General features: G+C 71.8%; 11 protein-coding genes. 4 read left to right on the forward strand and 7 right to left on the reverse strand.

The window, feature by feature from the left end; genetic code table 11:
* Positions 1–101 precede the first annotated feature (101 nt).
* Positions 102–509: a PspC domain-containing protein gene (locus AB0A95_RS26490; RefSeq protein WP_357558449.1), complete on the forward strand. Its 408-nt coding sequence runs from the start codon at positions 102–104 to the stop codon at positions 507–509.
* Between the two features lie 7 nt (positions 510–516).
* Here AB0A95_RS26490 and guaA read toward each other — a convergent pair whose 3' ends face one another.
* Both guaA and AB0A95_RS26500 read right to left on the reverse strand, forming a co-directional pair.
* Positions 517–2073: a glutamine-hydrolyzing GMP synthase gene (gene guaA / locus AB0A95_RS26495; protein ID WP_357558450.1), complete on the reverse strand. Its 1557-nt coding sequence runs from the start codon at positions 2071–2073 to the stop codon at positions 517–519.
* A gap of 21 nt (positions 2074–2094) precedes the next feature.
* The gene (locus AB0A95_RS26500; RefSeq protein WP_357558451.1) at positions 2095–3792 is read right to left on the reverse strand and encodes a GMC family oxidoreductase; all 1698 of its coding nucleotides are present in this window, start codon (positions 3790–3792) and stop codon (positions 2095–2097) included.
* A gap of 146 nt (positions 3793–3938) precedes the next feature.
* Here AB0A95_RS26500 and AB0A95_RS26505 point away from each other — a divergent pair, with 146 nt between their 5' ends.
* On the forward strand, positions 3939–5054 hold the full coding sequence (locus AB0A95_RS26505) for an LCP family protein (RefSeq protein WP_357558452.1): 1116 nt from the start codon (positions 3939–3941) through the stop codon (positions 5052–5054).
* Positions 5055–5060: 6 nt separating this feature from the next.
* On the opposite strand, the gene AB0A95_RS26510 is transcribed toward AB0A95_RS26505, so the two are convergent.
* The 4 genes from AB0A95_RS26510 to guaB all read right to left on the reverse strand — a co-directional run bounded on the left by AB0A95_RS26510 (position 5061) and on the right by guaB (position 10891).
* Complete coding sequence (locus AB0A95_RS26510; protein ID WP_357558453.1) at positions 5061–6515, reverse strand: M1 family metallopeptidase; 1455 nt, start codon at positions 6513–6515, stop codon at positions 5061–5063.
* Between the two features lie 98 nt (positions 6516–6613).
* Positions 6614–8029, reverse strand: coding sequence for a M1 family metallopeptidase (locus AB0A95_RS26515; RefSeq protein ID WP_357558454.1), 1416 nt, complete (start codon positions 8027–8029; stop codon positions 6614–6616).
* A gap of 150 nt (positions 8030–8179) precedes the next feature.
* On the reverse strand, positions 8180–9298 hold the full coding sequence (locus AB0A95_RS26520; RefSeq protein WP_357067615.1) for a GuaB3 family IMP dehydrogenase-related protein: 1119 nt from the start codon (positions 9296–9298) through the stop codon (positions 8180–8182).
* Positions 9299–9328: 30 nt separating this feature from the next.
* Positions 9329–10891 (reverse strand): IMP dehydrogenase, encoded by a 1563-nt coding sequence (gene guaB / locus AB0A95_RS26525; RefSeq protein ID WP_357067613.1) that lies wholly within the window; start codon positions 10889–10891, stop codon positions 9329–9331.
* Between the two features lie 185 nt (positions 10892–11076).
* Here guaB and AB0A95_RS26530 point away from each other — a divergent pair, with 185 nt between their 5' ends.
* On the forward strand, positions 11077–11496 hold the full coding sequence (locus AB0A95_RS26530; RefSeq protein WP_357558455.1) for a DUF5319 domain-containing protein: 420 nt from the start codon (positions 11077–11079) through the stop codon (positions 11494–11496).
* A gap of 12 nt (positions 11497–11508) precedes the next feature.
* Here AB0A95_RS26530 and AB0A95_RS26535 read toward each other — a convergent pair whose 3' ends face one another.
* Complete coding sequence (locus tag AB0A95_RS26535; protein ID WP_357558456.1) at positions 11509–12327, reverse strand: response regulator transcription factor; 819 nt, start codon at positions 12325–12327, stop codon at positions 11509–11511.
* Between the two features lie 253 nt (positions 12328–12580).
* Between AB0A95_RS26535 and AB0A95_RS26540 the strand changes: the two genes are divergently transcribed.
* On the forward strand, positions 12581–12964 hold the full coding sequence (locus AB0A95_RS26540; protein ID WP_357558457.1) for a WhiB family transcriptional regulator: 384 nt from the start codon (positions 12581–12583) through the stop codon (positions 12962–12964).
* The last annotated feature ends 800 nt before the right edge of the window (positions 12965–13764 follow it).

The raw sequence follows: 13764 nt of genomic DNA on the forward strand, positions 1-13764 counted from the left end.
AGTCGGATTCCTGACTGTCTGACCGCGATCAGGGATTGGTCAGGGTAAGGATCCGGGCGGTCACCGAGGGCGGGGCGGGCACCGGCGCGGACCGTGGAGTCATGACATCGACCACCGCTCCCCACGCCCCGTACAAGCAGCTCCGTCGACCCACCACCGACCGCATGGTGGCCGGGGTCGCGAGCGGCGTCGGCCGCTACTTCGCCGTCGACCCCACACTGGTCCGGGTGGCCTTCGCGGTCACCGGCCTGCTCACCGGCGGGCTCGCGCTGCTCGCGTACCCGATCATGTGGTTCCTGATGCCCGAGGAGCCCAGCAGCGCGCCGGCCTGGCCGCACGCGGCGGGCGTCGCGCCGCAGGCGGGTCCGCCGCCGGCCACCGGGCCCGCGCCGGGCGGGCCGACGCCGGGGTACGCCCCGACGCCGCCCTACCCGCCGACGACCCCGTTCGACGCGCCGCCGAGCCCGCCGAGCCACCCGCAGGACAGCAGCCCACCGCCGGCCGCGTGAGCGGCGGTCACTCCCACTCGATGGTGCCCGGTGGCTTGCTCGTCACGTCCAGCACCACCCGGTTGACCTCGGCCACCTCGTTGGTGATCCGGGTGGAGATCCGGGCCACCACCTCGTAGGGCAGTCGTGACCAGTCGGCGGTCATGGCGTCCTCACTGGAGACGGGACGCAGCACCACGGGGTGCCCGTAGCTGCGCCCGTCTCCCTGCACACCGACGCTGCGCACGTCGGCGAGCAGCACCACCGGGAACTGCCAGACGCCCCGGTCCAGGCCGGCGGCGGTCAGCTCCTCGCGGGCGATCAGGTCGGCCTCGCGCAGCAGGTCGAGGCGCTGCTGGTCGACCGCGCCGATGATCCGGATGGCCAGGCCGGGGCCGGGGAAGGGGTGCCGCCAGACCATCGCCTCGGGCAGGCCCAGCTCCAGGCCGAGCGCGCGGACCTCGTCCTTGAACAGGGTGCGCAGCGGCTCGACCAGGGCGAACTTCAGGTCTTCCGGCAGGCCGCCGACGTTGTGGTGGCTCTTGATGTTGGCGGTGCCGGTGCCGCCGCCGGACTCCACCACGTCCGGGTAGAGGGTGCCCTGGACCAGGAACTCCACATCGCCGTGCGAGGCGATCTCGCGGGCCGCGGCCTCGAAGACCCGGATGAACTCCCGGCCAATGATCTTGCGCTTCTGCTCCGGGTCGGTCACCCCGGCCAACGCGCCGAGGAACCGGTCGGCCGCGTCGACGACCTTCAGCTTGATGCCGGTGGCGGCGACGTAGTCCTTCTCCACCTGCTCGGCCTCGCCGGCACGCAGCAGGCCGTGATCGACGAAGACGCAGGTGAGCTGGTCGCCGACGGCCTTGTGCACGAGGGCGGCGGCGACGGCCGAGTCCACCCCGCCGGACAGGCCGCAGATGACCTCCTTGTCGCCGACCTGGGCGCGGATCCGGGCAACCTGCTCGTCGATGATGTTCTCGGGCGTCCAGGTCGGCTCGATGCCGGCGATGTCGTACAGGAAGCGGGTCAGCATCTCCTGACCGTGCGAGGTGTGGCCCACCTCCGGGTGGAACTGCACACCGGCCCGACGCCCGGCCAGGTCCTCGAAGGCGGCCACCGGAGCGCCCGCCGACTCGGCGGTCACCGTGAAGCCCTCGGGCGCCTCGGTCACGGCGTCGCCGTGGCTCATCCAGACCGGCAGGTCCGCCGGCAGGTCGCGCAGCAGCACACCGGGATCGAGCAGGCGGGGGCGCAGCGGCGTGCCACCGTACTCCCGGTTGCCGGTCCTCGCGACGGTGCCGCCGAGCGCCTGGGCCATCGCCTGGAAGCCGTAGCAGATGCCGAAGACCGGCACGTCGGCGGTGAACACGCCCGCGTCGATCTGCGGCGCGTCCGGCGCGTAGACGCTGGACGGGCCACCGGAGAGGATGATCGCGGCGGGGTTCTTCGCCAGCATCTCGGCGATCGGCATCGAGTGCGGCACGATCTCGGAGTAGACCTTCGCCTCGCGGACCCGGCGCGCGATGAGCTGGGCGTACTGGGCTCCGAAGTCCACCACGAGGACGGGGCGAGGCAGGCTCATGTGCGCAAAGCCTACCGAGTGTTACGGGCGGAGCGCGCCCGGGGCGTGCGCCGGGACCGCCGGGTTTTTCGGGGGTACGGGGGACAGCCGGCGGTACGGGGTGCCCAGGGGCGGTCTGGGGTCTTCCTCGCCCCTGTTGGGCCAGAAGGACACCGCCCGTTCCGCCTGGGCGGTGATCGTCAACGAGGGGTTCACGCCGAGGTTGGCCGAGACCGCCGCGCCGTCGACCACGTGCAGCCCCGGGTGCCCGTACACCCGGTGCCAGGGGTCGATCACCCCGTCGGCCGGGGTCGCCCCGATCACCGCCCCGCCCAGGATGTGTGCGGTCATCGGGATGTCGAACGGCTCGGTGAGCGGGCCGCCGGGAGTGCCGCCGATCTCGTCGGCGAGCAGTCGGGCGGCGGTGTGGCCGGCCGGGATCCAGGTCGGGCTCGGCGTGCCGTGCCCCGGCCCGGTGACCAGCCTGCGGCCGAGCGCGCCGCGCCGCCACCTGGTGGTCAGCGAGTTGTCGACCGACTGCATCACCAGGGCGATCACGGTCCGTTCCGACCAGCCGCGCACGGGCAGCATCCGGGCGACCAGCCCCGGTTGCCGCGCCATGCTGCCCAGCCAGCGCCGCACCCGGTGCGGACCGCCGTCGACGAGCAGCGACTGGAGCAGCCCCATCGCGTTGGAGCCCCTCCCGTAGCGGACCGGCTCGACGTGGGTCTGCGGGTCGGGGTGGAACGAGCTGGTGATGGCCACCCCCTCGGTGTAGTCCAGACGCTCGGACCGGGCCCGCTGGCGGGACACCGAGGCGGCCAGGATCGCCTCCGAGTTGGTCCGGGTCAGCTCGCCGAGGCGGGGCGAGAGCCCGGTCAGCACGTCGTCGGCCCGCATCCGGTGCAGCAGCCGCTGGGTGCCGAGCGCACCGGCGGCGAAGACCACCTGGTCGGCGTGGATCACCTGCCGCCGCCTGCGCAGCCAGGCGCCCGTGCGCTCGGTGCGCACCTCGTACCCGCCGTCGCCGGCCGGCCGGACGGCGGTCACAGTGGTCAGCGGGCGCACCGTGACCCCGAGCCGCTCCGCCAGCCAGAGGTAGTTCTTGACGAGCGTGTTCTTCGCCCCGTGCCGGCAGCCGGTCATGCACGAGCCGCAGTGCAGGCAGCCGGTGCGGTCCGGGCCGGCACCGCCGAAGTACGGATCGGCGACCCGCTGGCCGGGGCGGCCGATGTGGACACCGACAGGCGTGGCGTGGAAGGTGTGCCCCACCCCCATCCGCTCGGCCACCGCGCGCATGGCGCGGTCCGCGCCGGTGTCCAGGGGGTACGTGGTGACGCCGAGCATCCGCTTCGCCTGGTCGAAGTGCCGGGCCAGCTCGGCACGCCAGTCGGTGATGTCCCGCCACTGCGGGTCGGTGTAGAAGGCCGGCAGCGGCTCGTAGAGGGTGTTCGCGTAGACGAGCGAACCGCCACCCACCCCGGCACCGGACAGCACCAGCACCCCACCGCCGGAACGTCTGTCGGCCGGGCGGAGCAGGGTGAGCCGCTGAATGCCGTAGCAGCCCAACCTCGGCGCCCAGAGGAAACGGCGTGCCCGCCACGACGTCTGCGGGAACTCGTCGTCGGCGAAGCGCCGGCCGGCTTCCAGCACGGCGACGGAGTAGCCCTTCTCGGCCAGTCGCAGCGCTGTGACACTGCCGCCGAAGCCGGACCCGATGACGACCACGTCGTACCGCATGAACGCATCATTACCCGCCAGTAGCAGTCGCGCCAGCGGCACTTTTTGCGCGATCATGCACCGGCCAACCGACCCGACACCTCCTGGGCCGCAACCCGGAGTACCTGTCGGAGCGTTGTTCCCCCGACGGGTGGAAGGAATCCAAGATGATCCTCGGGTCGATGGCACCGCGCCGACGGTGGTTGCTGCTGGGCCTGGCGGCTCTCGCCGCCGTCGCGTTGATCGCGGGCGGCGCGGTGGTGATCACCCGACTGACCGGCGACAGCAAACCCGAGGCTCCGGTGGCCGGCTCGCCGACCCCGTCGCCACTGGGCACGCCCACCCCCAGTCCGAGCGGCCCACCGCCGGGCGCGGGCATCACCGGCCCGCTCAACCTGCTGCTGGTCGGGGTGGACACCCGGGTCAGCGTGCCCGGGTGGGAGCCGCACGGGGATGCCGTGCTGGTGCTGCACGTACCCAAGGGTCTGGGTCAGGCGTACCTCTTCTCGCTCCCCCGCGACCTGCTCGTGGACATCCCGGCGTTCCCGAAGGCCGGCTACAAGGGCGGCAAGACCAAGCTCACGCACGCCATGAGCTTCGGCAGCCGGGTGCCGGGCAAACCCAAACAACCAAGCACCGCCCAGGGGTACGAACTGCTGCGCAGCACGGTCAGCGGCTACACCGGGCTGCGCATCGACGCCGGCGCGGTGCTCACGTTCAACGGGTTCGACCGGCTGGTCAACGCGCTGGGCGGGGTGGACATCTACGTCGACCAGCGGGTCGCCTCGCTGCACCGCCGACCGGACGGCAAGTACCGGCAGAGCGCACCCGGCGGATACACGGGGCCGCAGCAGGTCTACGAGAAGGGCAACCAGCACCTCAACGGCTGGCAGGCGCTCGACTACGCGCGGCAGCGCTACATCACCGGCGGCGACTACGCCCGGCAGCGCCACCAGCAGCAGCTGGTCCGGGCACTGACCCGCAAGATCCTGGACGAGGGCCTGGCCCGGCAACCGGAGCGGGTCGACCAGGTGGTCGCCGCGCTCGGCGACACCCTCGTGTACGCGGGTGGGCCTCGGATCGTCGACTTCGCGTACGCCCTGGGTGGGGTGCGGCAGGACCGTTTCACGCTCGTCGGCCTGCCCGGTTCCGGTGTCGGCAAGGGCAGCGCCTACCGCGGCGAACAGCTGACCAAGGACGGCCAGCAGTTCCTCACCGCACTCCGCGCCGGTCGCGCCGACGCCTACCTGGCGGCCCACCCCACCCTTGTCGTCAAGAACTGACCCCGGTCAGAGCCGCTTGGGCAGAGCGGGCCGCTGGGTGCCGTAGAGCCAGGCGTCGAAGAGCGCGTCGAGCTGTTTGCCGGAGACGCGCTCGGCGAGGGCCACGAACTCGGCAGTGGTGGCGGTGCCGTTGCGCTTCTCCGCCGCCCAGGCCCTGACGATCTGGAAGAACGCCTTGTCACCGACGGCCACCCGCAGGGCGTGCAGCGTCATCGCGCCGCGCTGGTAGACCGACTCGCTGAACAGCTCCTTCACCCCCGGCTTGCCCGGCGGCGTCTTCCACACCTTCGCGGACGCCCCGGCGTACCGGCTGTCGAACGCCTGCTTGGCTGTCGAGTTCCCGATGTGCTCGGTCCACAGCCACTCCGCGTACGTCGCGAAGCCCTCGTTGAGCCAGATGTCCTCCCACTTGCCCAGGGAGACGCTGTCCCCGAACCACTGGTGCGCCAGCTCGTGGGCGACCACCGCGGTGTTCCCGCCCTGCCGGAAGAAACCCGCCGAGTAGACCGGGCGGCTCTGCGTCTCCAGGGCGTAGGAGATCCGGCTGTCGGAGATCACCACACCGCCGTACGCGTCGAACGGGTACGGCCCGAACACCGTCTCCAGGTAGTCGGCGACCTTTGTGGTCTCGGCGATCGACGAGTCCGCGGAACCGTTGGCCGCGATCGCGACAGCGTTGTAGACCGGCTTGCCCCGGTGCGTGGCAGTGGTGATCCGGAACTCGCCGATCACCAGCGTGCTCAGATAGCTGGCCATCGGCGACCTCTCCGACCACTTCCAGGTGGTCCAACCGTCCTTGCTGGCCTTACCGCCGGGTACGCCGTTGCTGACCGCGGTGAGACCGTCGGGAACGGTCACCTCGAAGTCGTACGTCGCCTTGTCGGACGGGTGGTCGTTGACCGGGTACCAGGTGCTTGCCGACTCGGGCTGCCCGAGGGCGATGGCACCGTCGGCGGTGTGCAGGAACCCGCCCTCGCCGAGGGTCTCGTTCCTCAGCGGCTTCGGCACGCCCTCGTAGGCGATCTCCGCGACGAACCCGTTGCCGTTGACCAGGCCGGAGGCCGGCTTGATCACCAGCTCGTTGCGGTCCCGGCGGTGGGTTGCCGGCACGCCGTCCACGGTGACCGCGGTGACCGTCAGGCCGGCCAGGTCGAGGTTGAACGTCGACAGGTCGGCCGTCGCGGTGGCCTGCACTGTGGTCGTACCGGTGAGGTGGTCCTTCGCGGGGTCGTAGCGCACCTTGACCGCGTACCGGGAGACGTCGTAGCCGCCGTTGCCGTAGCTCGGGAAGTAGGCGTCGCCGGCCCCGGGCGTGCCCGCGGCGAACGTCCGCGACGGCGTGGGGGACGTGCTCGGCGACGGTGCCGCCTCGGTGCCCGTCGAGTCGCATCCGGACAGGACGAGTGCCCCGGTCACCAGCAGAGCCCCGCCCACCCGCAGCCCGCGCCGCGTCACCCGCATCCCACACCTTCCCCGTGCCGGCCTACGCCGCTCGCCGCGAGCGGGCCTGCACCCGCCGTCCCCGGGCGGCAGCATATCGACAGGCCGGCACGGCGCCGTCACGGCAGTGTGGGCGCCGACCCGCCCACCAACCAGGCGTCGAAGAGCGGCCGGAGCTGCCGACCCGCCACCCGCTCGGCCAGTGCGACAAGGTCCGCGGTGGTCGCGTTGGCCGCCGCGCGCTCGGTGGTCCAGGTACGCAGGATACGGAAGAACGTGTCGTCGCCGACTGTCCGTCGCAACGCGTGCACGGCGAGCGCGCCGCGCTTGTAGACGGCCGCGCCGAACATCCCTTCCCGCCCCGGCTCGACCGACGGCTGCGACCAGTCGGTGGCCGCGTACTGGAGCTCGAAGTTGCGTTGGGCGGTACGACCGCCGTCGTGTTCCTCCCACAGCCACTCGGCGTAGCTGGCGAAGCCCTCGTTCAGCCAGATGTCACTCCACCTGCCCACCGACACGCTGTCGCCGAACCACTGGTGCGCCAACTCGTGTGCGACGACGCCCGGGTTGGGCCGGTCGTCGGAAAAGAAGGCGGGCCCGTACACCGGGCGGGACTGGGTTTCCAGCGCGTACCCGATCCGGTGGTCGGCGACGGCGATCCCGCCGTACGAGTCGAACGGGTACGGGCCGAAGCGGCTGGCCAGGAAGTCGACTATCGCACCGGTGCGGGCCAGGGAGCTGGCCGCGCCGCCGGCCGGGGGCAGGCTCGCCGCCACCGCCGTGACCATCGGCCGGCCGGCGTGCGTGCCGGTCACCACCCGGTAGTCACCGATCACCAGCGTGCTCAGGTAGCTGGCCATCGGGGTGCGCTCCGACCAGCGCCAGGTGGTCCAACCGTCGGCGCTGCTCTTCGGCCCGGGCACTCCGTTGCTCAGCGCGGCCAGCCCGTCCGGGACGGTCACCGCCAGGTCGTAGCTGGCCTTGTCGGACGGGTGGTCGTTGACCGGGAACCAGGTGGCGGCCGAGTCGGGTTGGCCGAGCGCTACCGCGCCGTCGGCGGTGTGCAGGAAGCCGCCACTGCCCAACGGCCCGTCGACGACCGCGGTGGGCACGCCCGCGTAGTCGACTGTCACCGTGAACTGCTGGCCGTGCGGGAGCCCGTCGGGCGGGGTCACCACCAACTCGCCGTCGTCGCGGCGGTGCTCGGCCCGCGCGTCGCCCACCCGGACGGCGCTGACGGCCAGGCCGGAAAGGTCCAGATTGAACCGGGACAGGTCCTGGGTGGCCGTGGCGGTGATGACGGCCCGGCCGGTCAGCCGGTCGGTCGACGGGTCGTAGCGGACGTCCAGGCCGTAGTGCGAGACGTCGTAGCCGCCGTTGCCCCGCCCCGGCACGTACGGGTCACCGGCGTCGGCCGCACCCGGTCGGAAGCCGTCGGGCCGCGCACCAGTACAACCGGCCAACGCCAGCCCGAGGACGCAGGTCAGCGCGGCGGCGAGCCGGGTGCCGGCCGGTGTCCGTCCGGTCCGGACCATGCAGACTCCTCACGCGCGGGGTCCCGAGTCAGGACGAGCGTAGCCAGCGGCGCGGGCCCTGCGACCGGCCTTTGGTGGATTCCCGGCGCAACGCACCGAAGGCCGGCCCCGCGCGATGCGGGGCCGGCCTTCCGGCGTCTGACGGATCGGTCAGCGGTCGAGGACCAGACCGACCTTCTGGAACTCCTTCAGGTCGCGGTAGCCGCACTTGGCCATCGCCCGACGCAGCCCACCGAACAGGTTGAGCTGACCGTCGGCCTCGTCCGCAGGGCCGAAGAGCAACTCCTCCATCGACCCGAGCGGCTCACCGGCCACCTCGAACGCCCCCCGGGGCAGCGACGGGTGGCTCGCCGCCGAGTGCCACCAGGCACCGCCGGCGGGCGCCTCGTCGCACAGCGACAGCGGCTCACCGAGCATCACCGCGTCCGCACCGCAGCCGAGCGCCTTGGCGATGTCACCAGACGTCTGGATGTCACCGTCGGCGATCAGGTGCACGTACCGGCCGCCGGTCTCGTCGAGGTAGTCACGGCGGGCCGCCGCGGCGTCGGCGATCGCGGTGGCCATCGGCACCCGGATGCCCAGCACCGACTCGGTGGTCGACCACTCGTCGCCGCCGATGCCCACGATCACGCCGGCCGCGCCGGTACGCATCAGGTGCAGAGCCGTCTTGTAGTCGGTGCAGCCACCGACGATCACCGGCAGGTCGAGGTCGGCGATGAACTCCTTGAGGTTCAGCGGCTCGTCGGTGGTCGACACGTGCTCGGCCGACACGATGGTGCCCTGGATGACCAGGATGTCCACCCCGGCGTCCAGGATCACCGGAGCCAGCGCCAGCGTGTGCTGCGGAGAGACCCGCACCGCCACGGTGCTGCCACCGGCGCGCAGCTCGCGCACCCGCTCCGCGATCAGGTCCGGGCGGATCGGCTCCGCGTACACCTCCTGGAGCCGCTTGGTGGCGCGGGCCTCCTCGTCGAGGCCGGCCAGCTCGTCCAGCACCTTCGTCGGGTTCTCGTAGCGGGTCCAGAGGCCCTCGACGTTGAGCACGCCGAGACCGCCGAGCTGACCGAGCCGCACCGCCGAGGCCGGGCTCATTGTGGCGTCGGAGGGGTGGCCGACGCACGGAATGCCGAACGGGTACGCGTCGAGCTGCCAGGAGGTCGACACGTCGTCGACGTCCCGGGTGCGGCGGCTCGGCACGATGGCGATGTCGTCCAGGTGGTAGCCGCGCTGCGCGGTCTTGCCCAGCCCGATCTCGACCACGTCACGCATGGGGGACTCCAGGTGGTTGGGGGTGTTGGGTCAGCGGGTGTGGTAGTTGGGCGCCTCGACGGTCATCTGGATGTCGTGCGGGTGGCTCTCCTTCAGCCCGGCCGCGGTGATCCGGATGAGCTGGCCCCGGCGGTGCAGGTCGGGGATGTTCTCCGCACCGGCGTACCCCATGGCCAGCCGCAGCCCGCCGACCAGCTGGTGGGCGACCCGGGACAGCGGCCCCCGGTAGGGCACCTGACCCTCCACGCCCTCCGGGACCAGCTTGTCGTCGCTGAGCACGTCCTGCTGGAAGTAGCGGTCCTTGCTGTACGACTTGGCCTGGCCCCGGGACTGCATCGCGCCGAGCGAGCCCATCCCGCGGTAGGTCTTGAACTGCTTGCCGTTGACGAAGATCAGCTCGCCGGGGCTCTCCTCGCAGCCGGCCAGCAGGCTGCCGAGCATCACCGTGTCGGCACCGGCCACCAGGGCCTTGGCGATGTCGCCGGAATATTGGATGCCGCCGTCGCCGATCACCGGCACGCCGGCCGGGCGGGCGGCCCGAGCCGCCTCCATGATCGCGGTAACCTGCGGCACGCCGACCCCGGCGACGATCCGGGTCGTGCAGATCGCGCCCGGCCCCACACCCACCTTGACGCCGTCGGCGCCGGCGTCGACAAGCGCCTTCGCGCCGGCGTACGTGGCCACGTTGCCGCCCATGATGTCGACGGCGACGTCGGCCTTGAGCCGGCGGACCATGTCCAGCACGGCCCGCTGGTGACCGTGCGCGGTGTCCACGATCAGCACGTCCACGCCCGCGTCGACGAGGGCACGGGCCCGCTTGTACGCGTCCTCGCCCACGCCGATGGCGGCGGCGACCCGCAGCCGGCCGGCGTCGTCCTTGCTGGCGTCCGGGTACTGCTCGCTCTTGGTGAAGTCCTTCACGGTGATCAGGCCACGCAGCCGGCCCGAGTCGTCGACGATCGGCAGCTTCTCGACCTTGTGCTGGCGCAGCAGCGCCAGGGCGTCGTCCTTGCTCACACCGACCCGGGCGGTGATCAGCGGGGTGTGGGTCATGATCTCGCGGACCGGAGTGTCCGGCTCGGAGACGAACCGCATGTCCCGGTTGGTGACGATGCCGACCAACTGGCCGTCGCCGTCCACCACCGGAACACCGGAGATGCGGTAGCGCCCACACAGCTCGTCGACCTCGCGCAGCGTGTCGTTCGGGCTGGCGGTCACCGGGTTGGTGATCATGCCGGACTCGGAACGCTTGACCAGGTCGACCTGGAGCGCCTGGTCCTCCAGCGAGAGGTTGCGGTGCAACACGCCGATGCCGCCCTGGCGGGCCATGGCGATCGCCATCCGCGCCTCGGTCACCGTGTCCATCGCGCTGGACAGCAGCGGAATGGACAGCTCGACGTTGCGGGTGAGCTTCGTCCGGGTGTTGACCCGGCTGGGCACCACGTCCGACTCGCCCGGCTGCAACAGCACGTCGTCGAAGGTGAGCCCGAGCGGAACCACGCGGGCGGAGCCGGCCGGCAGCTCGGGCAGGTGGCCGCCCAGGTCGGCGTGCTCGACGCCGGCCGGAAGATCGTTGCTGGGCGAATTTTCCACGATTGCTCCCCTGAGCTGCTCGGATGGGCTTCAGCGAGGTGGCGCGGGCGGGCACCGGAGCGCACCACGGTGCCGGCACGTCGCCTCATCGTACCCAGTGAGCTGGGCGACTCGTCCGTGGCGGGCCGGCCGGCGCGAGGCCCGGGGGGCGGACGTCCCCGCCGCCTTGGGTCTACGGTGAGGGGGTGCACGACGAGCCCATCGACCCGTTCAACGGCGACCCGGCCGATCCGACAGCGGATCTGGATGACCCGGGCGACGACGCGACGCCGGATCCACTGACCGACGTCGAGCGGCAGGATGTGCTGGAAGACCTCGCTGACCTGGAGATCTACCAGGCTCTGCTGGCCCCGATCGGGGTTCGCGGGCTGGTGATCGAATGTGAGGACTGCCGGGAGCCGCACTACTTCGACTGGGACCTGCTCCGTGGCAACCTGCGACACCTGCTCAACTCGGGTCGCCCCCGGGTGCACGAGCCCGCGTACGACCCCGACCCCGACCACTACGTGACCTGGGACTACGCCCGGGGGTACGCGGACGGGGTGCACGACACCCTGAGCGAGGGCACCGAGGACGAGCCGGGCGCCCCGACCGCCACCGAGTGACGGCTGCGCGCCTCAGGCGACCAGGCCGGCCCGGAAGCCCGCGGCCACCGCGTGCGCCCGGTCGCGAGCGCCAAGCTTGCGGAACAACCTGCGGGCGTGTGTCTTGACGGTGTCCTCCGACACGAACAACTCCCGGCCGATCTCCGCGTTGCTCTTGCCCTCGGCCATGCCGAGCAGCACCTGAAGCTCTCGCTCGGTGAGCCCGATCGACGCCCGGGTGGGCCGGGTGTTCGCGCCGGGCCGAGCCGGGTCGGTCTGGTCGGCCGTCGATTCACCGGTCGCGGCCTCGGCCTCGTCGTCACCCCGCTGCACCGGCACCGACGGCACACCCGCCTGCCCCTCGCCGGGCGTGCCCGTCCAGCCGGGCTCGGCCGAGCCACGCGGCGTCGGCCCGGAGCGACCCGAACCGCCCACCGCCGCGGCATCCCGGGCCGGATCGGTGATCCGCTGCCGCGAGGCCCGTCCGGGGGCCGTGAGCAGCAGCAGCGCCTTCGCCACCGCACTGGTCAGGTCATGGTCGACATTCTGGATGAGACCCCGGGCCCCGGCGCTGATGGTGGCCGCCGCCGCCTCGGACTCCTCGGTGCCGAGCAGCAGCACCGCGGCCTGCGGCGCACGGGCCAGCACCCGACGGACGAAGCCGGCGCTGTCCGGCCGGGTGAGGGCCGTATCAGCCAGCACAACGTCGGCCGGTCGCTCGGCGAGCCGCAGCATCACCTCGGGATCGGAGACGGCGGTACGAACGATCGCGGACAACCCCAGTCGCGCGGCAGCAGAAGTAAGGTGCTGGGCCGCGAGTGGTGTCCGAACGCACACAAGAACGGTACGCACTGTGGTCTCCTCTCCGCCAACGAGCAGACCATGACGGGGTCGGCTGGGGAGGAGGTTCCCGGCAATCCTTCGAACTTTTCCGACAGTTGGGGCAAAAGCCGCAATTTCTAGGACGTTTTCGATCACAGAAGTGTGAGGCGACGACGGCCCGGGTACCGGGGGGTCCAGGCCGGGAACGGTGCGCCTGCGCGGCCCGCCGCCCGGATGCCGGCCATATGGATTCTCGCGGAGCCGCGCGGGAGGAGGGGTGCTGATGTCGAACGTACGTAGACTGCCCGGACCCATCGTCGATCTCTGGGACTGGCAGCGACTCGGTTCCTGCCGAGGCCGGGACAGCGCCCAGTTCTTCCACCCCGACGGCGAGCGGGGCTCCTCCCGACTGCGTCGGGAGTCGTCCGCCAAGTCGGTCTGCCGCGCCTGCCCGGTCCGGGCCGAGTGCGCCGCGCACGCCCTGTCCGTCCGCGAGCCGTACGGCGTATGGGGCGGTTTCAGCGAGTCGGAGCGACTCCGACTGCTCGCCGTCGGCTGGGAGGACCTGGCCGACCGCCGACACGCCCGAGTCGACGTCGGACGGCTGGAAGCCCGACTGGGCCGCCCACACAAGTCGACAGTCCCGGCCCAACGCAACGTCGCCTGACCGCACACGTTCCCTGACCCCTGACCGCACACGTTCCCGAACCGCGCCTCCTTCCCCGGAGGCGCGGTTTCGTGTCGCATGGCCAGATCCCACAAGCCACCGCCGACCCCCGATCCCCGACCCCCGACCCCCGACAAGAGCTTGTTCGACCGCCGCCGCCGACACCAAGGTGATCGACCTGTCGGCACCGTCGCGGTCGACCCGTCGGCTTGATCGACTCGGGTTCCTTGAAAGCGGGGCGTCCCGCCCACTCGGACACCCCGATTTTCATGAACCCGAGAGGATCAAGTCGAGTGCGCGACCCGAAAGGCGAGCGACGACGAGGGACTTGGGGCTTTTGTCCGGTACGGGGATGTTCGGACTCGACGTCGAGCTTAGGGTCCGCGCATTATGCGAGGTTTGCCCAGTGACCGGTCGCACCCGTGGGCCGGAATCCTGGCCGGGTCGGGGTCGTTACACACCCTGACGATCGCAGCACCACCGGCCCGACGCCCAACCCTCAGGGTGTGGGATGCAGGCGCGGCAGGTTGGAATGCCGACCCGGGCCCGGTCGTTGCAGTCCCCACGAACGACCGCCCGACCGCCTCCACGCAGGTGCCGGCAGGTGGGCCACCCCCCGGAATGACCCCGGCCCCCCGGGCCGTTACACCCGGACCCCGGCGCCACGAGCCCCCCGCTCGCAGGCGTCGAAACCCCCCAAGACTTCCCCTTGTGTCTGTGCAGCGCCGGACGAGGTGCTCACACCCGCGGTCGCCGTTGCCCCGATCGGTGCGCCCCGGGTGTTCTACCCCCGAAGGAGC

The organism is Micromonospora sp. NPDC049230, assembly GCF_040647875.1.
Lineage (GTDB): Bacteria > Actinomycetota > Actinomycetes > Mycobacteriales > Micromonosporaceae > Micromonospora.

Excerpts from the sequence above, each read along its gene's own strand:
- guaA (WP_357558450.1), bottom strand. The coding sequence starts at position 2,073 with ATGAGCCTGCCTCGCCCCGTCCTCGTGGTGGACTTCGGAGCCCAGTAC.
- AB0A95_RS26510 (WP_357558453.1), bottom strand. The coding sequence starts at position 6,515 with ATGCGGGTGACGCGGCGCGGGCTGCGGGTGGGCGGGGCTCTGCTGGTG.
- AB0A95_RS26490 (WP_357558449.1), top strand. The coding sequence starts at position 102 with ATGACATCGACCACCGCTCCCCACGCCCCGTACAAGCAGCTCCGTCGA.
- AB0A95_RS26540 (WP_357558457.1), top strand. The coding sequence starts at position 12,581 with ATGTCGAACGTACGTAGACTGCCCGGACCCATCGTCGATCTCTGGGAC.
- AB0A95_RS26500 (WP_357558451.1), bottom strand. The coding sequence starts at position 3,792 with ATGCGGTACGACGTGGTCGTCATCGGGTCCGGCTTCGGCGGCAGTGTC.
- AB0A95_RS26515 (WP_357558454.1), bottom strand. The coding sequence starts at position 8,029 with ATGGTCCGGACCGGACGGACACCGGCCGGCACCCGGCTCGCCGCCGCG.
- AB0A95_RS26520 (WP_357067615.1), bottom strand. The coding sequence starts at position 9,298 with ATGCGTGACGTGGTCGAGATCGGGCTGGGCAAGACCGCGCAGCGCGGC.
- AB0A95_RS26505 (WP_357558452.1), top strand. The coding sequence starts at position 3,939 with ATGATCCTCGGGTCGATGGCACCGCGCCGACGGTGGTTGCTGCTGGGC.